General features: G+C 75.3%; 18 protein-coding genes. 4 read left to right on the top strand and 14 right to left on the bottom strand.

Going from position 1 to position 21,676, the window contains the following annotated elements:
• Positions 1-70 precede the first annotated feature (70 nt).
• The 6 genes from ACZ50K_RS31455 to ACZ50K_RS31430 form a co-directional block, all read right to left on the bottom strand.
• Positions 71-343, bottom strand: coding sequence for a hypothetical protein (locus ACZ50K_RS31455; protein ID WP_468909322.1), 273 nt, complete (start codon positions 341-343; stop codon positions 71-73).
• Positions 344-459: 116 nt separating this feature from the next.
• Entirely contained in the window at positions 460-897 is a 438-nt protein-coding gene (locus ACZ50K_RS31450; RefSeq protein ID WP_468909320.1) for a VOC family protein, read from the bottom strand.
• 187 nt (positions 898-1,084) lie between these two features.
• On the bottom strand, positions 1,085-2,014 hold the full coding sequence (locus tag ACZ50K_RS31445) for a DMT family transporter (protein ID WP_468909319.1): 930 nt from the start codon (positions 2,012-2,014) through the stop codon (positions 1,085-1,087).
• A 77-nt stretch (positions 2,015-2,091) separates the two neighbouring features.
• The gene (locus tag ACZ50K_RS31440) at positions 2,092-2,544 is read right to left on the bottom strand and encodes a GNAT family N-acetyltransferase (RefSeq protein WP_468909317.1); all 453 of its coding nucleotides are present in this window, start codon (positions 2,542-2,544) and stop codon (positions 2,092-2,094) included.
• Positions 2,545-2,576: 32 nt separating this feature from the next.
• On the bottom strand, positions 2,577-3,209 hold the full coding sequence (locus ACZ50K_RS31435; RefSeq protein ID WP_468909316.1) for a ScbR family autoregulator-binding transcription factor: 633 nt from the start codon (positions 3,207-3,209) through the stop codon (positions 2,577-2,579).
• A gap of 144 nt (positions 3,210-3,353) precedes the next feature.
• On the bottom strand, positions 3,354-4,085 hold the full coding sequence (locus tag ACZ50K_RS31430) for a DUF1838 family protein (RefSeq protein ID WP_468909313.1): 732 nt from the start codon (positions 4,083-4,085) through the stop codon (positions 3,354-3,356).
• Positions 4,086-4,141: 56 nt separating this feature from the next.
• Here ACZ50K_RS31430 and ACZ50K_RS31425 point away from each other — a divergent pair, with 56 nt between their 5' ends.
• Positions 4,142-5,170 carry a S66 family peptidase gene (locus ACZ50K_RS31425; RefSeq protein WP_468909310.1) on the top strand — a complete coding sequence of 343 codons (1,029 nt, stop codon included), beginning with the start codon at positions 4,142-4,144 and terminating at the stop codon, positions 5,168-5,170.
• A 49-nt stretch (positions 5,171-5,219) separates the two neighbouring features.
• On the opposite strand, the gene ACZ50K_RS31420 is transcribed toward ACZ50K_RS31425, so the two are convergent.
• Both ACZ50K_RS31420 and gdhA read right to left on the bottom strand, forming a co-directional pair.
• Positions 5,220-6,629: an AMP-binding protein gene (locus ACZ50K_RS31420; RefSeq protein WP_468909308.1), complete on the bottom strand. Its 1,410-nt coding sequence runs from the start codon at positions 6,627-6,629 to the stop codon at positions 5,220-5,222.
• Positions 6,630-6,707: 78 nt separating this feature from the next.
• Positions 6,708-8,084: an NADP-specific glutamate dehydrogenase gene (gene gdhA, locus ACZ50K_RS31415; RefSeq protein WP_468909352.1), complete on the bottom strand. Its 1,377-nt coding sequence runs from the start codon at positions 8,082-8,084 to the stop codon at positions 6,708-6,710.
• A gap of 238 nt (positions 8,085-8,322) precedes the next feature.
• On the opposite strand from gdhA, the gene ACZ50K_RS31410 reads away from it, so the two are divergent.
• The gene (locus tag ACZ50K_RS31410) at positions 8,323-8,826 is read left to right on the top strand and encodes an anthrone oxygenase family protein (RefSeq protein ID WP_468909305.1); all 504 of its coding nucleotides are present in this window, start codon (positions 8,323-8,325) and stop codon (positions 8,824-8,826) included.
• 31 nt (positions 8,827-8,857) lie between these two features.
• Here ACZ50K_RS31410 and ACZ50K_RS31405 read toward each other — a convergent pair whose 3' ends face one another.
• Positions 8,858-8,986, bottom strand: coding sequence for a hypothetical protein (locus ACZ50K_RS31405; protein ID WP_468909303.1), 129 nt, complete (start codon positions 8,984-8,986; stop codon positions 8,858-8,860).
• Between the two features lie 68 nt (positions 8,987-9,054).
• Complete coding sequence (locus ACZ50K_RS31400) at positions 9,055-10,272, bottom strand: aminotransferase class V-fold PLP-dependent enzyme (RefSeq protein WP_468909300.1); 1,218 nt, start codon at positions 10,270-10,272, stop codon at positions 9,055-9,057.
• Between the two features lie 339 nt (positions 10,273-10,611).
• On the opposite strand from ACZ50K_RS31400, the gene ACZ50K_RS31395 reads away from it, so the two are divergent.
• Together ACZ50K_RS31395 and ACZ50K_RS31390 are read left to right on the top strand one after the other, a co-directional pair.
• Positions 10,612-10,821, top strand: a complete 210-nt coding sequence (locus ACZ50K_RS31395) for a hypothetical protein (RefSeq protein WP_468909297.1) — start codon at positions 10,612-10,614, stop codon at positions 10,819-10,821.
• A 117-nt stretch (positions 10,822-10,938) separates the two neighbouring features.
• On the top strand, positions 10,939-16,395 hold the full coding sequence (locus ACZ50K_RS31390; RefSeq protein ID WP_468909295.1) for an AMP-binding protein: 5,457 nt from the start codon (positions 10,939-10,941) through the stop codon (positions 16,393-16,395).
• Positions 16,396-16,497: 102 nt separating this feature from the next.
• Here ACZ50K_RS31390 and ACZ50K_RS31385 read toward each other — a convergent pair whose 3' ends face one another.
• The 4 genes from ACZ50K_RS31385 to ACZ50K_RS31370 form a co-directional block, all read right to left on the bottom strand.
• Positions 16,498-17,298, bottom strand: coding sequence for a 4'-phosphopantetheinyl transferase family protein (locus ACZ50K_RS31385; protein WP_468909293.1), 801 nt, complete (start codon positions 17,296-17,298; stop codon positions 16,498-16,500).
• Positions 17,299-17,357: 59 nt separating this feature from the next.
• Positions 17,358-19,049, bottom strand: coding sequence for a hypothetical protein (locus ACZ50K_RS31380; RefSeq protein WP_468909290.1), 1,692 nt, complete (start codon positions 19,047-19,049; stop codon positions 17,358-17,360).
• A 20-nt stretch (positions 19,050-19,069) separates the two neighbouring features.
• Positions 19,070-20,092 (bottom strand): aromatase/cyclase, encoded by a 1,023-nt coding sequence (locus tag ACZ50K_RS31375; protein WP_468909288.1) that lies wholly within the window; start codon positions 20,090-20,092, stop codon positions 19,070-19,072.
• 159 nt (positions 20,093-20,251) lie between these two features.
• Positions 20,252-21,475 carry a helix-turn-helix domain-containing protein gene (locus tag ACZ50K_RS31370; RefSeq protein ID WP_468909286.1) on the bottom strand — a complete coding sequence of 408 codons (1,224 nt, stop codon included), beginning with the start codon at positions 21,473-21,475 and terminating at the stop codon, positions 20,252-20,254.
• Between the last annotated feature and the right edge of the window lie 201 nt (positions 21,476-21,676).

The following is a 21,676-nucleotide window of genomic DNA, read 5'->3' as shown; positions in this document are numbered from 1 at the left end:
GGGAGGACCGGCGGGCGGGGTGGCGCGCGCGGCGTGTGCGCCCGTGCGGCTCCGCCCTCGGGGATGTCCGCTAGTCGGGGGCGACGTCGCAGGCGGACTTGGCGGTTCCGGCGGTGACCCCGCTGGCGGTGAGTCCGCTGGTGCACTGTGCGTGGTCTCCGGTGAGCCCGACGTAACAGGCCATGCGGATGGAGTCCGGGGCCTCGCCGCCCCTCAGCTCCCGCTCGACCTGGTTGATGCAGGCCGTGACGTCCGCGTGGGCGGCGGGGGCCGCGAGGGCCACTCCGCCGAGTGCGAGGGTCAGACCGCTGAGGACGCTTGCGATACGGGTCGACGTGCGCATGGACGCACCTGCTTCCGGGATCGTGGTGCGGCCCGGGACCTGGGTGAGCCGGATCCGCGTTCCCTCCCCTTCCGACGCTAGATCAGCGGTCTGCCCCCCGCACCCGCACCCGCCGCCTACGGGCGGGCGTAGGGCCGGGTGATGATCTCCATGTTGTGTCCGTCGGGGTCGGCGAAGTAGGCGCCGCGGCCGCCGAAGAGGCTGTTGGTGCGGCCCGGTTCGGTGTGCTGGGGGTCGGCGTAGTAGGTGACCCCGAGGGCTTCCAGCCGGGAGACCATGCCGTCGAAGCCCTCCTCGGGGACGAGGAAGGCGTAGTGCTGGGACTGGATCGGTTCCTCGGACAGCCGGTAGTAGTCGAGGGTCACCCCGTTGCCGAGGTCCACGGGCAGGAACGGGCCGAAGGGGGCGCCGACTTCCAGGCCGAGGACGGCGGCGATGAACTGTGCGGACAGCTCCCGGTCCGTGGCGTGTACGACGGTGTGGTCGAGCCGGACGGCCGGGGTGCGGGCGGGGGCGTGGGCGGGCGTGCGGGTGGTGCCGGGAATGCCGGTCATACGGGTTTCCTCTCCGGAGGGGGTCGCGGGCCCCGGTACGGGGCCTGCCGAATCGCGGTCGCGGGTCGCGGGTCGCTGGTTCGCTGGTTCGCTGGTTCGCGGAGAGGGTGGCGGGCCTCGGGCCCGGCCGGGGGTCACGCCATGGCCGGGTGCCCGTCTCGTGTGTGGCGCGTGGCCGACCCGGTCGTCATGTGGATGATCTTACCGGAGGGCCGTCCGCGGGCCGGGCGGAAGCCGGACGGCGGCGGGAGACCCCGACGCCGGCGAGGCAGATCGCGCCGCCGAGCAGGGTCAGCCAGCCGGGGACCTCGCCCAGGGTGGCCCAGGCGATCAGCACCACGACGGCGGGCACCGCGTAGGTGGTGGCGCCCATCTTGCCGGCGGTGGTCCGGGACAGCGCGTACGTCCAGGTGGTGAAGGCCAGGGCGGTCGGGAAGAGGCCCAGGTAGACCATGTTCAGGGTGGCCGACAGGGGTGCGTCGGGGAGGTCCGAGGCGAGCTGTCCGACGAAGGGCAGGGTGGCGAGGGTGCCGACGAAGCAGCTGTACGCGGTCACCTGGAGCGGGCTGGCATGGCGCAGCGCGGGCTTCTGCGCGACCACTCCGGCCCCGTAGGTGAGGGCGGCGACCAGGCAGAGGAGGACTCCGCCGAGGGAGGAGGAGTCGCCCTGGGAGGTGGACAGTCCGACCACGATCGCGCCGACGAAGGAGACGCCCATGCCGGTGAGCAGGGCGGGCGGGAAGCCCTCCTTCAGGAGCCAGCCGCCGAGTACGGCGATCACGATCGGGCCGATGTTCACGATCATGGCGGCGGTGCCGGCGTCCACGAGCTGTTCGCCCCAGTTCAGGGCCACGTTGTACAGCCCGAACCAGAGCAGTCCGGAGACGAGGATCCCGGGCCAGGCCTGGCGGGGCGGCAACGGGACCCGCTTGACGAGCAGGACCAGGCCCAGGGCGAGGGAGGCGGTCAGCAGCCGGCCGAGGGCGAGCGCGCCGGGGCCGTAGTGTTCGGCGGCGGAGCGGATGGAGACGAACGCGGAGGCCCACAGGGCGACGGTGATCCCCGCCGCGATGAGGGCCCGTCGATCGGTGGTGGTGGCTTCGGCCGAGTGATCCATGCGGTGAACGTAGCCCTGCCGGTCCCCCGCTGCCCAGACGTTTTCCCCCGGGCCCGCCACGGCCCGCGGCCGCCCGGTCACAGGGGGCGGGACAGGGTGTGCCAGGGGACGGTGTCGGAGGGCTCCAGCAGGTAGCGCTCGGTTTCGGTGAAGCCGTGGGCCAGGGCGAAGTGGAGGCCGTCCTCGTTGGAGCCGAGGACGACGGTCTCGACGGTGGTGGCGCCGAGGGCACGGGCCTTGTCGAGGGTGTGGGCGAAGAGCCGGGCGCCGAGACCCTGGCGGCGGTGGCCGGGGAGGATCCGGGCGATCACGGTGGCCGTGGTGGGGTCCTCGGCGGGCGGCCGGACGGTGGAGCAGCCCACCAGGACCCCGTCGAGGCGGGCGAGGTCCAGATGGTTGCGGCCGGAGCGTTCCCGGACCTGCTCCAGGGAGAGCGGGTCCGCGGGGATGATCAGGTTGTGGACGTACTGCCAGTCGCGCAGCGCGTCCTCGTCCCCGGCGCGCACCGGGCCGATGCTGAAGTCGTTCATCCGAGGATGAGAACCCCCTGGTGGGGGCGGTGTCAAAGCGTTTGGACGAGCTCGGTGCGGGTGAGGTCGGCGCGGTCGAGCCCGGTGCGGCCGAGTTCGGCGCGGGCCTGTTCGGTGGCGATGCCGGGCAGCAGGTAGCGCCACAGGACCGCGATCCGTTCGGGCAGGTCCCCGTGCCCGTAGGAGATCCGGGACATGATCTGGGTGCCGGTGTACGACTCGACCAGTACCCGGGCGAACTCCTCCTCGTCCACCTCGGGCAGCAGCTGGCCCTGCTCCCGGGCCACCCGGAGCTCCTGCCGGAACCGGTCGGTCCACCATTCGTGGACTGCGAACTCCCGGTGCCCGGACTCGCCCTGCTCGACGGCCAGTTTCACCCCGGCGCGCAGCAGCACGTTCCGCTGCATCTCGGCGGCCAGGTGGAGGGTCATGTCGATCAGGCGGCCCAGTCCGCCCGGTCCGCGCGGTCCCACCGGGAAGCGCAGCTCGCCGGCGTGTTCCTGGATGACCGCGCGGGCCAGGCCCTCCTTGGACCGGAAGTGGAAGTACACCGAGCCCGCGGTGAGGCCCGCCCGCTCCAGGACCTTGTTGATGCTGGTGCCGGCGAAGCCCTTCTCCTCGAACACCTCCGCCGCGGCCCGCAGCAGTAACTCTCGGGTGCGCATTGCCCGGTCCTGCTTCGGCCGTGCCGGTTCCGCCATGGGTGTGCAGCCCCTGTCCCGCTCTCAGATAAAAAGAATGACCTTTATTTTAAGATGAGCGGGACCCGCCGCGCCAGCCTCGGTCGGGGCGGGTTCGCGCGCCGGCGGTCAGGACCCGGCCAGCCTCCGGAAGTAGGTCCAACTGGTCTCGTTGGGCTCGCTCCAGTCCTCCGGGGCCCGGGCGAACTCCGGGTGCCGGGCGGCCACGTACGCCCGGGTCCGCTCCGGCACCTCCTCGTACGAGCCGAGCTTGCGGCCGCGGCAGTGGAAGGTCAGGCCGCCGGGCCGGGACCCCTGTTCCATCCAGGGCAGCCAGGGCGACATCCGGGTCCAGGACAGGGTGGCCGGCACGCTCGGCGGCGCGTCCTCGGCCAGCACCCCGGCGGGGGCGAAGAACTGGAAGAGTTCCAGGGCCCGGTAGGTGTCGTCGCCGGAGTTGGCGGGGAAGCGGTCCACCGGCAGCGGGGAGGGGTAGGCCAGCGGGATCTCCAGGCTGAAGCAGACCTGGTCGCCGAGATCGGTGGTGGGGACCGGGAACGGGCGCAGGGTCTGGTTGGCCGGGTCGTTCCAGACGTGCACGACCTCCTTGCCCTCCCAGGTCTCCAGGATGTCGCGGCTGACGGGGTCGAGGTAGAAGGCCGCCTCGCGCGCCAGCAGCCGGTATCCCTCGCCGTGTTCGGTGAGCCGGGAGACGTTGACGCCCTCGAACCCGAAGAGCCTGCGGTACGGCTCGTCCGGTCCGAAGGCCCAGACGTCCCCGGTCCAGTGGACGGTGACCTCGGTGCCGTCCAGCGAGGCGCGGGTCCGGGCGAAGGCCTTGAGCAGCTCGTTCGGTGTCATGGCGCCACTGTTCAATGGGTGTGACGGGTCGGGCAAGCCCGTGCGAGAGTGCCCGCATGAACATCCGATTCCCCCGTCCGCTGCGCCCGGGCGACCGCATAGGCGTCACCTCCCCCTCCTCGGGTGTCCCGGAGGTGCTGCGCGCCCGCCTGGACGCGGCCGTGAAGACGGTGACGGCGCACGGGTACGAGGTGGAGCTCGGCGACTGCATGGACGGCTCCGGGCACGTCAGCGCCCCGGCGGCCGACCGGGCGGCGGAGCTGATGCGGATGCTGACGGATCCGGGGATCCGGGCCGTGGTGCCGCCGTGGGGCGGGGAGACCGCGATCGACCTGCTGCCGCTGCTGGACTGGGAGCGGCTGCGGGCGTCGGAGCCGACCTGGCTGGTGGGGTTCTCCGACATGTCGACGGTGATGACCCCGCTGACGGTGATGACCGGGTGGGCGACCCTGCACGGCAACAACCTGATGGACACCCCGTACCGGACCCCGGAGGGGCTGCTGTCCTGGCTGGACGTGGTGCTGCTCGGGCCCGGCAGCCGGTTCGCGCAGGTGCCGCCGGGCCGGTACCGGGCGGGCGGCTGGGACGACTACGTGGCCGACCCCGGGGTGAGCGAGCTGCGGCTGGACGGCACGGGCGGCTGGCGGCGGCTGGACGGCGACGGTCCGGTGGAGGTCGAGGGCCGGCTGATCGGCGGCTGCGTCGAGACGCTGGTCAACGTCGCCGGGAGCCGTTTCGCGGACGTCCCGGGTTTCGCCCGGGAGTACGCCCCCGAGGGCCTGGTCGTCTACGTGGAGGCCTGCGGGGACGACGCGTACACCATCTGCCGGAACCTGCACGGGATGCGGCTGGCCGGTTTCTTCGACTCGGCGAACGCGGTCCTGGTGGGCCGGGCCACGGCCCCGGACTCGCCGTCGCTGTCCCAGGACGGGGCGGTGCTGGACGCGTTGGGCGGGCTGGGCGTGCCGCTGATCGCGGACGTGGAGTGCGGGCACGTGCCGCCGTACCTGCCGCTGGTGAACGGTGCGCTCGCCCGGGTCCGCCATGGCGCCGGGCGAAGCGAGATCGTCCAGACGCTGGCCTGACAGCCCGTCCACCCCGTCCCCCCGTCCGTCCGTCCGCCCGTCCGGCTGCTCAGCCGGCTTCGTGGCCGGATTCGTGGCCGGTGAGCAGGAGCTTCTTCTGGGGCTTGCCCATGGCGTTGCGGGGCAGTTCGGTGCGGAAGTGGACCTCGCGGGGGCGTTTGTGGACGGACAGCCGGGCGGCGACGAACTCGGTGAGCTCGGGTCCGGTGACCCCCTCGGCGACGACGAAGGCGACGATGCGCTGTCCGAGGTCGGCGTCCGGGACGCCGACCACGGCGGCCTCGTGGACTCCCGGGTGGTCGAGGAGCACGTTCTCGATCTCGCCCGCGCCGATCCGGTAGCCACCCGATTTGATGAGGTCGATGGAGGCGCGGCCGACGATCCGGTGGATCCCGGTGTCGGGGTCGACGGTGGCGATGTCCCCGGTGCGGAACCAGCCGTCCTCGGTGTAGGAGGCGGCGGTGGCCTCCGGGTTGTTCAGATAGCCGGCGAACAGGGTGGGTCCGGTGAGCTGGAGTTCGCCGATCTCGGCGCCCGGTTCGGCGGCGATCCGGGTGCGGATGCCGGGGAGCGGGGTGCCGACGGTCCCGGGTTCGGGGAGGGTGCCGGCCCGGCCGCTGACGGTGATCAGGGTCTCGGTCATCCCGTACCGCTCCACGGGCCGGTGCCCGGTGAGCCGTTCCAGCTCGTACGAGACGGGGGTGGGGAGCGGGGCGCTGCCGGAGACCAGCAGGCGGGCGCCGGTCAGGGCGGTGGCGGCGGCCGGGTCCCGGGCGATCCGGGTCCAGACGGTGGGCACCCCGAAGTAGAGGCTGCCGCCGGCGGCCGCGGCCTCGGCGTAGCCGGCCGGGGTGGGGCGGCCGGTGTGGACGAGGCGGCTTCCGGTGCGGAGCGCGCCGAGCACTCCGAGGACCAGGCCGTGGACGTGGAACAGCGGGAGTCCGTGGACCAGGGTGTCGTCGGGGGTCCAGTCCCAGGCGCCGGCGAGAGCGTCGAGGTCGGCGGCGAGCGCTTCGGCGGTGAGAACCACGCCCTTGGGCGGGCCGGTGGTGCCGGAGGTGTAGAGGATCAGCGCGGCCCCGGACCCCGGCGCGGGGGCGGTGGCGGAGGCGGTGGCGTCGGCGGGGGCGGTGGCGTCGGCGGGGGCCAGCCGGGCGGTGCGGCGGGCGAAGTCCACGGTGAGCTCGCGGGCGCCGGAGTCGCGGAGGATGTGTCCGCGTTCGGCGGGCCCGGAGTCGGGCGGCAGCGGCACCACCGGTACGCCGGCGAGCAGCCCGCCGACCACCGCCGCGACGGTGTCCAGGGAGGCCGTCGCGGTCACGGCGAAGGAGGGCGCGCCGGCCACTTCGGCGGCGACGGCGCGGGCCGCGCCGAGCAGTTCCTCGTAGGAGCTGTCCTGTCCCGCCACCGTGACGGCGTCCGCGCGGTCGCCGAACTTCCCGTCGAGCGCGCCGAGCACGGCGCCACCTCCCGCGTGTATGGGTGTCGAAATGGGCGGCCGGCCGGGACCCGGGGGGCCCGGCCGGCCGCCGCCGGGTCAGATCAGGCCCTGGGCCAGCATGGCGTCGGCGACCCGCTCGAAGCCGGCGATGTTGGCTCCGGTGACGTAGTCGCCGGGGGCGCCGTAGCGTTCGGCCGTCTCGTGGGACACGGCGTGGATGGAGCGCATGATCTCGGTCAGTTCCGCCTCGACCCGTTCCGGGGTCCAGGCGGTGCGGGCGGCGTTCTGGCTCATCTCCAGGGCGCTGACGGCCACCCCGCCCGCGTTCGCCGCCTTGCCCGGGCCGAAGGCGACCCCGGCCTCCTGGAGCACCCGGACCGCCTCGGGGGTGGTGGGCATGTTGGCGCCCTCCGACACGGCGCGGACCCCGTTGCGGACCAGGGTGAGCGCGTCCCGCTCGCCGAGCTCGTTCTGGGTCGCGGAGGGGAAGGCGGCCTCGGCCGGGACGTCCCAGACGCTGCCGCCCGCCACGTAGCGGGCGGAGGAGCCGCGGCGGGCCGCGTACTCGGAGATCCGGCCGCGCTCGACCTCCTTGATCTGCCGCAGGAGCGCCAGGTCGATGCCCTTGTCGTCGACCACGTAACCCTGCGAGTCGGAGGCCGTCAGCGGGTTGGCGCCCAGCTGCTGGAGCTTCTCGATGGTGTGCAGGGCGACGTTCCCGGAGCCGGATACCACTGCGGTGAGGCCGTCGAGGGCGGCGCCGCGGACGGCCAGCATCTCGGCGGCGAACAGCACGCTGCCGTAGCCGGTGGCCTCCGGGCGGATCGCGGAGCCGCCCCAGCCCTGGCCCTTGCCGGTGAGGACCCCGGCCTCCCAGCGGTTGGTGATGCGGCGGTACTGGCCGAAGAGGTAGCCGATCTCCCGGCCGCCGACGCCGATGTCACCGGCCGGCACGTCCGTGTGCTCGCCGATGTGCCGGTACAGCTCGGTCATGAAGGACTGGCAGAACCGCATCACCTCGTTGTCCGAGCGGCCGTGCGGGTCGAAGTCGCTGCCGCCCTTGCCGCCGCCGATGCCGAGGCCGGTCAGCGCGTTCTTGAAGATCTGCTCGAAACCGAGGAACTTGACCACGCCGATGTCCACGGAGGGGTGGAAGCGCAGACCGCCCTTGTACGGGCCGAGGGCGCTGTTGAACTCCACCCGGTAGCCGCGGTTGACGTGCACCCGGCCGCGGTCGTCCTGCCAGGGCACCCGGAAGATGATCTGGCGCTCGGGCTCGACGATGCGTTCCAGCAGGCCGGGCTCGGCGAGTTCGGGCCGTACGGCGAACACCGGGGCCAGGGTCTCCAGGACCTCCCGTACCGCCTGGTGGAACTCCGGCTGGGCCGGGTTGCGGCGCTCGGTCTCGGCGCGCAGTGCTTCGAGCCGGTCGCTCGCGCCGGTGGCTCCGGTCGTCCCGGTCGCCTCGCGCACGCCCTGCGGTTCCTTCACGGTGCATTCCTCCGGGAGGTTGGGTGCGGGTTGAGTGTCCTGTCGGCCCAGCCGGAGAGTACCGCGCGCGGGCAACGGGCCCTCGCCCACCCCATCGGGCGAATACCGGACGAACCGCCTCCGGCCGTGTTCCCGGCCGGGGACCGCCATCCGGCCACCCGGCCGGCTCCCGCACCTATGATCGACCGACTCGATCAAGCCCGCTCCGGGGAGGACCCGCGTGGACACGGCACGACTTGCCTCGCTCATCGCCGCGACGGTCACCTCGGGGTGGATGAGCGGGCTCTTCTACGGGTTCTCCGTCTCCGTGATGCCGGGACTCAAGCGGTCCGGGGACCGGACCCTGATCGAGACCATGCAGCGGATCAACACGGCCATCCTCAACGGCTGGTTCCTGCTCGGCTATCTCGGCTCGCTGCTGTTCACCGGACTGGCGCTGGGCCTGCACCTGCCCTCCGGCGGGGGCCGGGACGCACTGCCCCCGCTGATCGGCGCCTTCGCGGCGGTGGCCCTGGCCATTGCACTGACCGCCCGGGTCAACATCCCCCTCAACAACGCCCTGGAGGCGGCCGGTCCCCCGGACCGGATGGACGACGCCACCGCGACCCGGGTCCGCCAGGCCTTCGAGCCCCGCTGGGTACGCGCCAACACCTGGCGCGCCGTCCTCTTCACCGCGGCCCTGGCCTGCCTGTCCTGGACCCTCGTCCTCCACGGCCGCGCCTAGACCGCCTCCCCTTCGGATCCTGCCGGGCCGGCTACCGGCCGGTGGGGGTGGTGCGGCCGTGGAGGAGGAGGGCGTGGGCCAGGCAGGCCAGGGCTGCCGTGCAGAGCAGGGTGGCCCGTGCGGTCGTGTCGGTTGCATCCCCAGGCGCGGATCGTGCCACCTCGCCCGGCCCCTCTGTCCCGCCCGCAGGCGAAAGCTTGAGCGAGTCTTTGAGGCCGTCAGTACCGGTCAGGGGCGGTGCGGGACCAGGGAGAGGTGGCGGGCGGGGCGGTCGAGGTGGGCGGCGGTGGCGGCGGCCGCGGCGGAGCCGGAGGGGTAGCCGGCCGCGAAGCCCATCGCCAGGGCCATGGCCCGGCGGGCGGGGCGGCGGCCCTGGGTCTCCTCGCGGAGCACTTCCCACAGCGCCGTCCCGAAGCGGGCGATGTCCTCGCCGGTGCTGGCCTCGTCCACCGAGGCGCGGACCGAGTTGGCCCGGCCCGCCGGGTGCAGCGGAACCTCCTGGGAGACGGACTTGCGGACCAGTACGCCGCGCCGGGCCAGCCCGCGCCGGATCAGCCCGGCCGGGACCTCCGGGTGCCGGAAGGACAGGATCCCCGAGCGTCGCCCGCCCGCCGGGACCAGTTCGATCCCCGGGGCCTCCTCGGCCGCGCCGCGCAGTCCGGCGAGCAGGCCCTCGTACGCCGTTCCGGGTCCGGCGGTCTCCCGCCCGGCCAGAGCCGCGTCCAGGGCGGCGACGGCCGCCGGCTGCGGTTCGGGGGCGTCGAGCGGGTCCCCCAGGCCGGGGGCCGCGTAGGCGAAACCCACCCCGTCCGGGCCGCCGAGGAACCGCCAGCCGTCGGCGGTGAGCAGGTCGCAGCCGATCCGGACGGCGTCCACGGGCAGTTGACCGACCGCGTACGAGGCGTCCACCGCGTACCGCGCCCGGTGCCCGGCGAGCAGCCGGCCGACCTCCTCGACCGGGTTGACGGTGCCGCAGACCGAGGAGACCTGGGCCACCGAGACCAGCGCGACACCGTCGTCGAGGTGGTCCCGCATCCAGTCGAGGTCCAGTTCGCCGTCCTCCCTCAGCGGGACCACCTCCAGGGCGCAGCGGGTGCGGTCGCGGAGGGCGAACAGGGTGGTCAGATGGGCCACGCCCTCGTGCGGGGTGGTCCAGACCCGGTCGCCGCGCCCGACGGGGAGCGCGGAGACGAAGGCGTCGAAGGCGTCGGCCGCGCCGGTGAAGAGGAAGGTGTCGTCGGCGGGCACGCCCAGCAGGGTGCCGAGCCGCCGGTGGATCCCCGAGTGCAGGAGCTCGCCGAGGTGTTCGGCCAGTGCGTAGGACCCGAAGCGGTCGTCGCGGACGGTGCACTCCGCGAGGACGGTGCGCACGGCCTCGGTCATCCGGCCGGTGCCGGCAGTGTCCAGGTTGGCCGTTCCTCCCTGGTGGGACGTGTTCGCGTTCATTGCGGGGACCTCCCCTGTACCGGATATTGCCAACGTGGATGGCAATACGTTGCCAAGCTCTGTGCCAGATTGGCAACGCCCACTCAATTCACGCTCAAGGAACGGTGGACCCGAAAGGGCCCGGGACGGGGTCTTGGCAATCTTTGGCAAGACTTTTTCCCGATCTCGCAGACATTAGATTTTCGCAGGTCAGAGGGGTTGCGGGAGAGGGTTCCGACTGGCTCTGGTGGGCATTTCCAGTGGTTCTCGATCGAAGTCCCAGCGGATCCCGAGCGGGTATTGCCAATCTCTTGGCAGAGGAATTGCCAAGCCGGATCACACAGTTGCCACGGAGGAATCATGAAGAACATCGCCCGCGTCATCGCCACCGCCGCCCTCGTCGGTGCCGCCGTCCTCACCGCCGGCGGTGTCGCCTCCGCGGAGGGCGGCCCGCAGATCGGCTGGCCGGTCGCCCCGCCCACCAGCCCGACCGCGCCGGCCGACCCGGGTGCCGGCTCGGGTGCCGACCCGGTGGTGCCCCCGGCCACCAACAAGATCGGCTGGCCGTAACCCCCACGCCGCCCGATTCCGCGGCCCCGAAGCCCCGCAGCCCCGTAGCTCAGCAGTCCCGCAGTCCCGAGTTGCCAGCCCCAAGCCCCGTGCCCCGCACCGAAGGAGCGAGCCCAGATGTCACTTTCCGGCCTGATCGAGCAGCACGCCCTGGCGCGGCCCGAGGCGGTAGCCGTCCTCCAGCCGGCCGACCCGGCCACCGGCGGTGCTGGTATCTCGCTCGGCTACGGGGAGTTGGACCGGGCCGCACACCGGCTCGCGGAGCGCTTCAGAGCCCGGGGCGTCGGCCCCGGGGACCGGGTGGTGACCGCATTGCCCAACGGCCCCGGCCTGATCACCGCCCTGCTCGCGATCGTACGGACCGGAGCGGCGTACGTGGCCCTGGACCCGGAGCGGCCGACCGGGCAGCGCCGCCGGATCGTGCGCGAGGCCTCCGCGCGCGCGGTCGTGACCACCGAGGCCCTGGTGACCGATTTCGCGGGACAGGGAGCCGCCCTCCTCATCCTGGACCGCACCGCCACCGGCACGGGCACCACCACAGGCACCACCACCGCCAACGGCACGGATGCGGATACGGACATGCCCGTGGGTGCGGGCGGGCCGTCGGCCGCCGGACCCGAGGAGGCCGCGTACGTCCACTACCCGCCGGGGGACACGGCGGACGGGGTGGTCGTCCCGCACCGTGCGCTGCTCTCCCTGGTCCGCTCCGGCAGTCCGGTCCGGCTGTGCCCCGAGGACGTGGTGGCGCAGACCGCCGGGCCCGGTTCCGGCCTGCTGGCCTTCGAGGTGTGGTCCGCGCTCACCGCCGGCGCCCGGCTGGTCTGCCTGCCGCCGGCGACGGTGGCCGACCCGGCCCGCCTCGAACGGGCCCTCGCCGAACAGGGCGTCTCGGTGCTCGGCCTGCCCGCCGCGCCGTTCCGCCGGATCGCCCGGGAACGGCCCGGCGCCTTCGCCCCGCTGCGCACCCTGCTGGTCGGCGGCGGGTCCGCCGATCCCGCCCTGGTCCGGGAGGTGTTCCGGGCGGGCCCGCCGCGACGGCTGCTGCACGCGTACGGGCGGCCCGAGACCGCCGGCCCCGCCCTCTGGCACGAGGTGCGGGACCCGTCGGCGGACCCCGGGCCGGTCGAGGCGGTGCTGCCCGTCGGCCGTCCGCAGGGCGGCACGGTCGCCGTGGTGGTCGCCGGTGACGGCACCCCCACCACCCCCGGCGGCACCGGCGAACTCCTGCTGGGCGGCCCGGGCCTGGCCGACGGCTACCTCGGCCGGCCCGACGCCACCGCGCGGCGGTTCGTCGAGGACCGCTTCACCGGGCAGGGCGGTCGGCTGTTCCGCACCGGCGACCTGGTGCGGCTGCGCGCCGACGGCGAGATCGAGCTCGCCGGCCGGCTGGACCGGCGGCTCCGGCTCTCCGGTGTCCCGACGGACCTCGGCGCGATCGAGTCCGTCCTGGCCGGGCACCCGGCGGTGGCCGAGGCGGCCGTCACCGCGTACGGCACCCCGGGCGGCGGGCACCGCCTGGTGGCCCACGTGGTCCCGGCCGGCCCGGCGGCGGACACCGGTACCGGCGGCACCGACCGTGTCGGCCCGACCGACCAGACCGACCAGGCCGTGCAGGCCGCGCAGACCGACCCGGCCGGGCAGGCCTGCCGGACCGCCGAGCGGATCGGGGCCTGGAAGGAGATCCACGACACCCTGTACGACGACGCGGGCGCCCTCCCGCTCGGGCACAACTTCGCCGGCTGGACCGAGGACCACGACACCGCCGAGCTGCTCGCCTGGCGCTCCGCGACCCTGGACCGGGTCCGCGAACTGGGCGGCCGCCGGATCCTGGAGATCGGCGCCGGTACCGGGCTGCTGCTCGCCCCGCTGGCCGCCTCGGCGGACTGCGAGGAGTACTGGGCCACCGACTTCTCCGCCTCCGCCGTCGACGCGCTCCACGAGCACACCCGGGCGGACCCGGCACTGCGGGACACCGTACGGCTGCGCTGCCAGGAGGCCCACGACACCACCGGGCTGCCGGCCGGTCACTTCGACACGGTGATCCTCCACTCGGTGGCGCAGTTCTTCCCCGGCGTGGACTATCTGCGGACCGTCGTGGAACGCGCCCTGCCGCTGCTCGCCCCGGGCGGCTCGATCCTGCTGGGCGATCTGCGCCACCTGCGGCTGGAGCGCCGGGCCGCCGCCGATGCGGGCGTGGCGGCCGGAGCCGCCGCCCCGGTGGAGACCGAACTGCTGCTGGCCCCCGAGCTGTTCCCGGCGCTGGCCCGGCAGCTCCCGGCGATCCGGGCGGTCGACCTGCGGATCAAGCGGGGCGCCGACCACAACGACCTGACGCGGTACCGCTACGACGTGGTGCTCGGCACCGCCGAACCGGTCGCCGACCTGTCGGCGGCTCCCCGGCTGGTCTGGGGCCGGGACCTGGCCGGGCTGCGGGACCTGACGGACCTGCTGCGCGGCGCCGGGCGTCCGGCGGTGCTGCGGATCGCCGGGGTGCCCAACGGGCGGCTGCCCGGGGCCGGTTCCGCCGCCGCCCCCGTGGGCGTACCGGACCCGGAGGGGCTGTGCGCGGCCGCCGAGGCGGCCGGCTACCGGGCTCTGCCGACCTGGTCGGCGACCGCCGACACGGACCTCGACCTGCTCCTGATCGACCCCGCCCGGCTCCCGTCCGGCCCGCTGAACTCGGTGTACGCGGCGCCGGAAGCGGAGGCCGAGGACGCGCAGGCAGCGGACACGGAGGCGGCCGGCACGGAACTCGCCAACGTCCCGGTGTCCTTCGAGGAGACCGTCCCGCTCGCCGTCCGGCTCCGCCGCCACCTGCGGGAGCGGCTGCCGCGGCTGCCCGGTCCGTACGCCCCGGCCGTGCTGGTCCGGACGGCCGGTCTGCCGCTGGACGCCGAGGGTCTGGTCGACCTCGGTGCGCTGCCCGCCCCGGAAGTCGGGGAGCCGACCGGCGGTACCGGCGCGCAGCCGGGCACCCCGGTCCAGGAGATCGTCCGCGACCTGTTCGCCGAGGTGCTGCTGCTGCCCCGCCGTGCGGTTGACGCGGACTCCGACTTCTTCGCGCTGGGCGGCCACCGGCTGACCGCGGCCCGGCTGCTGTCCCGGGTGCGGGAGACCCTGGGCGCCGACCCGGGCGTCGGGGCCCTGCGGGAGGCCCCGACCCCGGCGCGGTTCGCCGCGCTGCTCGGCGACGGGCCGGTGGCGGCCACCGGGCCGGGCCGGGCGAACGGTCAGAGCGCGGTCCTGCCGCTCCGGTTGAGCGGGCCGCTGGACACCGGGGCGCTGGAGGCGGCGCTCGGCGACCTGGGGCGGCGGCACGCGGCGCTGCGCAACAGCCGGCTCGGGTCGGCCGGGACCCGGCTGCACAGTCTGGGCGACGAGGAGCACCTCCTCGAACTGACCGTGCCCGGGGACACCGTGGACCTGTGGTCCCAGGAGCCCCTGGCCGCCGCGCTGGCCCGGGCGTACGGGGCGCGCGCCGCGACAGGGTCCGAGACGGCGGGGGCGGCGCCGCCGCCGGCCGGGCCGCCGCGGGCGATGTGGGGGGACCTGGCGCCCACCGCCGCACCCGGCGGTGCCGCGGCCCCCGGCGCGTTCGGTTCCTCCGGCTACGAGTCGGACACCTTCGGGAACCTGGCCCTGGACCTGGAACCGGCGCTGCACCTGCGGCTGAGCCGGCTGGCCGCCGAGCACGGCGCCACCCTGTTCATGGTGGTACACGCGGCGCTCGCCGCCCTGCTCAGCCGGCTCGGGGCCGGCCCCGGCATCACCCTGGCCGCGCCGGTGCCGGCCCGTGACGACGAGGCGCTGCGCGGAGCGGTCGGGGCGTACGGGCGGGTGCTGGCGCTGTCCGTGGACGCCGGCGGGGACCCCGCGTTCGCCGAACTGCTGCGACGGGTCCGGGAGGCCGACCTGGCGGCGTACCGGGACCCGGACGCGGCCCTCGCGCTGCCCGGCGGAATCGCGCTGAACGTCCTGCAGCGGGCGGACGGGGAGTTCGCGGCGGCCGGGCTGACGGTGTCCGCCGAGACCCCGCTGCTGCCGCAGCCGATGGCCTCGCTGGCGCTGACGCTGACCGAGCGGCAGGACGCCGCCGGGGCGCCCGCCGGCATCACCGTGGACGCCGCGTTCCAGCACTCGGGGCTGGGCGAGGCGGCCACGGCGGTCCTGACCGGCCGGCTGCTGGCCCTGCTGCGGGCGGCGGCCGAGGCCCCGCACCTGGCGCTGAGCCGGCTGCGGCTGCTGCCCGGCGAGCCGGGCGCGGAGTCCCGCGGAGTGTGGAGCGGTGAGCCGCTGGTGCTGCCGGCCGCCCGGACCGCGGCGGGGCTGTTCGCCGCACAGGTGGCCCGTACCCCGGACGCGCCGGCCCTGGGCGGTATGGACTACGCCGAGCTGGACGCCCGCTCCGACCTGCTGGCGCACGCCCTGATCGGGCACCGGGCCGGGCCGGGCGGCTCGGTGGCCACCGCGGTGGCCTCGCCAACCGGGTTCGCGGTGGCCGCGCTGGCCGTCGCCAAGACGGGCGCGGCCTGCCTGCCGGTGGATCCGGCGGCCGGGCTGCCGCCGACCGTGCGGCCCTCGGTGCTGCTCCTCGACGAGGCGGCGGACCGGCTGCTCGGGCCGGTGCCGGGGGCGGTGCGGCTGGTCCGGGATCCGGCGGCGGACCTGCTGCCGGCCGGAAGCAGCTGGCCGGTGCGCCAGGCCGACCGGACCGGGCCGCTGGACCCGGCCGGGCCGGTGGTGCTGGCCTCCGCCGGGCCGGGCCCGGACCGCTCCTCGCCGTTCCCCCGGACCCCGGTGGCCGCGGTGGCGATCGGCGGCGAACCGCTGGCCGCGGCCGGTCTGGGCACGGCCGCCGACGCGGCCTGGCTGGTGCACGGCTATCCGGACGCCGAGGCCGCCCTGGGCCTGCTGGGCACCCTGGTGTCCGGGGCCCGGGTCCACCTGCCGGGGCCCTCACTGGCGTACGGCGCCCCGCACGAGGTGCTGGGGTGGCTGCGGTCCCGGGGGGCGTCGGTGGTGCTGGGCCCCGCCGACGACGTGCTGGTCGCGCTGGCCCGGGCGCAGCGGGCCCCGCTCACGGTGAGCGTGGGGCGGCCGGAGGGGCGGCTGCTGGTGGAGCAGACCCCCGGCGGCCGGACCCGTCCGGCGCCCGGCTACCGGGCCCATGTCCTGGACGCCCTGATGCGTCCGACGGCTCCGGGGGTGATCGGTTCCCTGTACATCGCGGGGGTGGGGGTGGCCCAGGGCTATCCGGGGCGGCCGGCCGCGACGGGCGAGCGCTTCCTGCCCGATCCGCTGGCCGGCCCGCGGGGCACGGCCCGGATGTGGCGGACCGGGCACGCGGCACGGGTCACCGAGGACGGCAGCCTGCACGTGATGGAGGACCCCTGGGCCGACGACCCCTTCGCGGACGAGTTCGGCACCTTCGTGGTCCTCGCCGACCACACCGGCCACCACGCCCTGTGGCCGGCCTCCGCCCCGGTGCCGGAGGGCTGGCGCCAGACGCACGCGGAGGACATCTACGAGCTCTGCCTGGCCCACATCGACAACCACCTCAACGACCACCTCTGACCGGCCCGGCGGGCCCGGACCCCCGGAGCGCAAACCACAAACCACACACCGCCCGTCGCCCGAGAGGGCGGCGGGCGGTCCGCGGTCTGAGGTCCGCAGGGGTCAGTGGGTGTGCCGGTGGGCTTCGCTGACCAGGTAGCGGTCCTCGATCACATGGCTGTCGAAGGTCCAGCCGGCGGCCAGTTCGCGGTCCGGGCCGACGCCCAGCACGACCCGGCCCTCGCCCGCGCAGGCGAAGCCGAAGGCGGGGAAGCGGCGGCGGAGGCCGTGGCCGAGGGCCTTGGTGTAGGCCTCCTTCAGGGTCCACAGGCGCAGCATCCGGGCCCGGCGTTCCGCCTCGGGGAGGGCCGCCAGCATGTCGGCCTCCGGTTCGGTGCACACGTGTTCGCGAAGCAGGTCGAAGGAGATGTCCCGGTCGGCGGGTTCGGCGTCCACGCCGATCGGGCCGGTGCGGCTGACGCCGACGACGACCAGGTCGTCGGTGTGGGTCAGGCTGAGTTCCAGCTCGCCGCCGAGGCCGCGCAGTACGGGCCGGCCGCCCGGCTGGTAGCCCAGGTCGACGCTGCCGACCGGGACGCCGAGCGCGGTGGCGGCGGTGTGCTTCATGACGAACCGGGAGACGGCGAACCGCAGCCGGCCGGCCGCCGCCGGGGTCTGGCGGTAGCGCGGCCAGTCGTGGCCGAGCATGGGGCGGATGCCCGGGTCGAGGAGGGCGGCGGTGAGCCAGTGGCCCCAGGTCGTGCAGACCACCGCCCGCCCGGTGTCGTCGAGGCGTTCCGCCACCGGCTCCCAGGGGCCGTCGGGTCCCGGCACGTACAGCGGTGAGGTGGACTCGCCGGAGGCGGCGGTGGTGGCCACGGCGGCCGCGATCCGGGCCGCGGTGGCGGCCACCTGCGCGGCCATCGAGTCCGCCTCCCACGGGGGGCTCGTCCCGGGGCCCGACGGGGCCGGGTGCGGGGCGGTCACCACAGGGTCCTGGTGGCGTGGATGTCGCAGTCGGTGCTCCACCGGTCCCGGGAGGCGAGTTCGGCCCAGATGCGTTCCCGGGCCTCCACCGCGCCCGGGCCGCCCGGGCTGTCGGGGGCGATGCCGAGGCGTTCGGTGATCCGGGCGGTCGCCAGCAGCGCCCAGTGGGGGTCGCCGAGGAACGGGTCCGGGTCGTGGCCCGGGTCCTGGTCCTGGTACCGCTCCCGGGCCTGACGGGCGGCGCCCTGTACGCCGAGTACGGCGGCGGCCAGCAGGATCAGGCCCTGCCGGTCGGCCAGCGCCCGTACGGCCGGATCGGCCGGGTCGGGCAGCGGGGACCCGCCGGGGCGCGGGGACGCCGCCCCGGACGCGGACACCGACGGGGACGCGGACGGGCCGGGGCCCCGGGAGCGGCGGACCAGGGCCCGCTGTTCGCTGAGCAGCCGGCCGGTCACCCGGGCCAGCGCCGGGGTCACGGCGTCCTCGGCGACCACGTCGGCCGCGGCGGCGATCCGGGTGAACCGGTCGTGGGCGACGGTGAGCACGGACATCAGGGCGTCGTCACTGTCCGGCTCCGGCAGTGGGCTCCGGGCGGTCAGTTCCGAGCCCAGCCGGAACAGCGCCGATCCGGCGGCGGCCGGCGGGCCGTCCGCTCCGCGGCGCTGTCCGAAGGCGGTGGCCAGGGCGGGCAGTTCGCGTACGAGTGCGGCCTGGCAGGCGGCGACACCGGCGCGGCCGACACCGGCGGCGGGCAGGTCGGCGCGCAGCGCGGCCAGGAGTTCGCGTTCCGCCGGGGCGCCCGGCAGCCCGCATTCGTCGAGGATCAGGCCGAGTTCGTCGAGCGCGTCGGCGACCACCACGGGGACGGCGTAGCCCACGGCGGCCCGTAGCCCCGGGCCGCTGCCCTGGGGCAGTCCGGTGGCGCGCAGGCCGAGGGTCACCAGGGCCTCGCAGGCGAGCAGGTCGGCGAAGGCGGAGGCCAGCGGCGGGCGCCAGCGGCGCATGCCGGAATCGGTCTGCTGTGCCGCGGCGACGATCCGCACGGTGCCGCGGAGCACGGTCCCGGCGGCGGCGGTCAGCGCGGCGGGGCCGAGCAGTCCCGCGAGTTCCCCGATCCGGACCTCGGCCCCGGAACCGGAGGCGGCGCCGGGACCGCTGGCTGCGCCGGTCGGCGTACCGGCCCTGGCCCCGGCTCCGGACCCGGTCGCGGCGCCGGCCCCGGTGCCGGTCGCGGACCCGGTGTTCGTGCCGTGGCCGGCGGTGCCCATGCGCAGGCCCTCCGGCAGGGCCCGTACCGCCTGCCCGTAGCCCAGGGCCAGCCCCCGGCGGAACAGCGGGCGCAGCACCCGGCCCAGTTGGTCGCCGGAGGTGAGGTGGCCGCCGTCCGCCGGGGGCCGGAGTTCGGCGCGTACCGCCGCGCGGAGTGCCTCGGCCGTCTCGGCGGGCACCGGCGGGGCACCGGGGCCTCCGGCCAGGGCCCGCAGGCCGTACGGGTTGTCCCGGTCGCGGGGGTCCCCGAGCAGCGCCTCCAGACGTACCGCGCGCAGCGCCGCCTCGGCGCCCGGCGCGGGCCCGGCGGACGGCTCCGCGAGCACGGTCAGCCGCGGCCACGACCTCGGCGGGGCGGCGGGTGCCGCCGGGGGCCGGGGGTCGTGGTCTTCGAGCGGACCGGTCCGGGTCAGGGCCATCCACGGCCTCCTTCTCGTCCTCATCGCAGACGGCGCACGGGCGCGCTCTGCGCATGCCACTTGGCCAGCCGCAGCACCTCGGTGCCGGCCCGCCCCAGCCGGCTCCGCACCTGCCGGCGGATCTCGGCGGGTTCGGTGTCCGGGCCGGGCGGTTCGCGGAGCATCACGCGCTGGGCGCAGACCAGCCGCACCCCGCCCTCGGCGGGCAGCAGGGACCATTCGCCGCTGTGCGCGGCGATGGGTTCGGGGGTGTCGAGTTCCTTGAAGACGATCCGCTCGGCGGCGGGGAAGCAGAGCCGCGCGGTGCGGGTGGTCACGCTGGCGCCGCCGGGTCCGGCGCTGCGGTCGAGGACGGCGAGCTGTACTCCGGGCAGGTCCTCGGTGACCGTGGCCCATTCCACGTGCGGGACCAGTTCGGGCCAGTCCTCGATCCGGTGGAGGAACGCGTAGACCAGTTCGGCGGGGCCGGGGACCAGCAGGGAGTCCTCGAAGGAGAGCAGGAGGTCGTCGAGGCGTTCCCAGCGTTCGGCGAGCGCCCTGACCCGGGCGAGCTCGGCGGCGGTCTCCCGGTCGTGGGCGTCCAGGGTCCGCGGGCCGTGGTCGGCGGGGCGGCCGTCCAGGGTGACCTCGCGGCGCAGGGTCAGCCGGCACTGGGCCGGGCCCTCGGGTTCGACGGTCCAGACTCCGGTGGTGGGCGAGCCGGGCCGGGCCGTGTCCTGCCGTTCGAAGCGGATGGACCGGGTACGGGGGTCCAGGGTGCGGCGGACATGGGTGGCGCGGATCCGGAGCCCCGGGCCGACGCCTTCGCGCGCGCCGCCGTCGTCTCCGCCGGGCGCGTCCGCGGGGAGGTCCGCGGGAGGGCCGGGGAGGTCCCAGACGCGCAGGCGTTCCCGGGTCCCGTCGAAGTCCATCCGTTCCACGTGCAGATGGGTGGGGAGCAGCAGGGGCCAGCGCACGGCGTCGGCGAGGATTCCGTAGACCACTCCGGCCGGTGCGGCCACCGATGCCGTCCGCTCGCTCGGGTGCACGCGCTGCGCGGCCATGAGTCGCCCCTCCCCCTCCTGCCGGTGGCGCCGGTGCACGGTCCGGGTCGGGTGCACGTCTGCGGGTGGGCTCCAGGCTGCCCCCGCACACTTGAGCGGTGCTCAACAGTCGCCGGGCGGGTGACGCCCGGTCAGGGACGACCGTTCAGGCGGGGGCAGTCAGGCGGGGGCGGTCGTGGTGCGGGTGAGGGCGTCCGCGAGGACCCGCCAGATCTCGGCGGCGAGGTCGATGTTGGCGTCGTCCTGGGCCTGCTGGGCGAGGGTGCGCAGGCCCTGGACCCCGGCCGGGTCGCCGGAGAGGATCAGCAGCTGGTGCCGGAGGATCTCCAGCCGCACCTGGTCGCGGTAGGTCATCCGGGGCTGGTCGGCGGCGAGTTCGCCGAGCAGGGCGCGGGCGTCGTCGTAGCGGTCGGTGGCGAAGGCCAGGTCCGCCTTGAGGGCGGTGAGGTCCTGGCGCAGGGCGGGGGTGCCGACGAACGCGATGGCGGCCTCTGCCTCGGCGGCCCGGCGCTGGGCGCGTTCCGGGTCGGCGGGCAGTTTCTGCAGGTGCAGCCGGGCGGCGGCGAGCCGCAGCCGGAGCCACAGCACCAGGTCCTCGCGGCTGCCGAACCGTTCGAGCGCGGTCTCCAGGCAGTCCTGCGCCCCGTGGAAGTCGCCCTGCCGCATCCGGACCGCGGCGGCGGTCCACATGGCCTCCGCCCACAGGGCGTCGGTGCGGCCCTCGACGAGGGCGGTCAGTTCGTCGGCGTGCTGCCGGGCCTCGGCGATCCGGCCCGCCTCGGCCTGTACGGAGACCAGCGCGAGCAGCGCGGCCGCCCGGTCCTCCACGCCGAGGGCCTCCGCCAGGGCCAGCCGGTGGGCTTCGACGGCGGCGTCGAGGGCGGAGGTGATCTCGCCGAGCGAGCGCAGGCAGCGGGCCAGCCGGGTCAGCCCGCGGACCCGCAGTTCGCTGACCCCGACCTCGTCGCCGAGCTCCACCAGCCGGGCGAGGTGGGCCCGTTCGGCGGGGTGGTCGCCCTGTACCCGGTCCGCCCGGGCGAGCAGCCAGAGGGCCTGCCAGCGGAGTACGGCGCTCTCGTGGCCCTCGGCGGCCAGTGCCTGGCGGAGTTCCTCGACGGCCTCGGGGGCGCCGGTGGACGCGGCGAGGGTGAGGGCGTGGGCGAGGGAGCCGGTGGCGGGCTCCTCGAAGTCCGCCGGGTCCAGGCCGAGCCGGGCGGCCAGATAGCTCACGGCGCGGTCGGTGGGCTGGCGGGCCCCGGATTCCAGCCGGGAGAGGTAGCCGGTGGACATGCCGTCCCCGGCGAGCGCGGTCTGGGACAGGCCCCGGGCCGTCCGCAACTTCTTCAGGCGGTGTCCGAACGCGGGCTGTCGCAGCATGAGCATCCCTGAATCCCTGAATCCCGAATCCCTGATGGCGCGGGCGGCAACGAATATGTCAGGAGCCGTCTTTCGAGCGTAGGGTGCCGGGCAACAGGCAGGCAAACATTTGCCATGACGCGGTAGCGTCCTCAGGCGATCCTCAGGTGGTTCCGGGCTGAATGTGGCGCGAATTCCCGACGAATGGATGCCGACTGCAAGCCGGAT

This window comes from Streptomyces sp. NPDC033845, from assembly GCF_055576225.1.
Note: the sequence above shows the minus strand (reverse complement) of the source record. Positions and strands in the feature narration are given on the sequence as shown.

What these genes read in the sequence shown, in the direction of transcription:
- ACZ50K_RS31375 (WP_468909288.1), bottom strand. Translation starts at nt 20,092, where the DNA reads ATGGCCGCGCAGCGCGTGCACCCGAGCGAGCGGACGGCATCGGTGGCC.
- ACZ50K_RS31385 (WP_468909293.1), bottom strand. Translation starts at nt 17,298, where the DNA reads ATGGCCGCGCAGGTGGCCGCCACCGCGGCCCGGATCGCGGCCGCCGTG.
- ACZ50K_RS31445 (WP_468909319.1), bottom strand. Translation starts at nt 2,014, where the DNA reads ATGGATCACTCGGCCGAAGCCACCACCACCGATCGACGGGCCCTCATC.
- ACZ50K_RS31395 (WP_468909297.1), top strand. Translation starts at nt 10,612, where the DNA reads ATGAAGAACATCGCCCGCGTCATCGCCACCGCCGCCCTCGTCGGTGCC.
- ACZ50K_RS31440 (WP_468909317.1), bottom strand. Translation starts at nt 2,544, where the DNA reads ATGAACGACTTCAGCATCGGCCCGGTGCGCGCCGGGGACGAGGACGCG.
- ACZ50K_RS31435 (WP_468909316.1), bottom strand. Translation starts at nt 3,209, where the DNA reads ATGCGCACCCGAGAGTTACTGCTGCGGGCCGCGGCGGAGGTGTTCGAG.
- ACZ50K_RS31425 (WP_468909310.1), top strand. Translation starts at nt 4,142, where the DNA reads ATGAACATCCGATTCCCCCGTCCGCTGCGCCCGGGCGACCGCATAGGC.
- ACZ50K_RS31400 (WP_468909300.1), bottom strand. Translation starts at nt 10,272, where the DNA reads ATGAACGCGAACACGTCCCACCAGGGAGGAACGGCCAACCTGGACACT.
- ACZ50K_RS31390 (WP_468909295.1), top strand. Translation starts at nt 10,939, where the DNA reads ATGTCACTTTCCGGCCTGATCGAGCAGCACGCCCTGGCGCGGCCCGAG.
- ACZ50K_RS31380 (WP_468909290.1), bottom strand. Translation starts at nt 19,049, where the DNA reads ATGGCCCTGACCCGGACCGGTCCGCTCGAAGACCACGACCCCCGGCCC.
- ACZ50K_RS31370 (WP_468909286.1), bottom strand. Translation starts at nt 21,475, where the DNA reads ATGCTCATGCTGCGACAGCCCGCGTTCGGACACCGCCTGAAGAAGTTG.
- ACZ50K_RS31455 (WP_468909322.1), bottom strand. Translation starts at nt 343, where the DNA reads ATGCGCACGTCGACCCGTATCGCAAGCGTCCTCAGCGGTCTGACCCTC.
- ACZ50K_RS31450 (WP_468909320.1), bottom strand. Translation starts at nt 897, where the DNA reads ATGACCGGCATTCCCGGCACCACCCGCACGCCCGCCCACGCCCCCGCC.
- ACZ50K_RS31430 (WP_468909313.1), bottom strand. Translation starts at nt 4,085, where the DNA reads ATGACACCGAACGAGCTGCTCAAGGCCTTCGCCCGGACCCGCGCCTCG.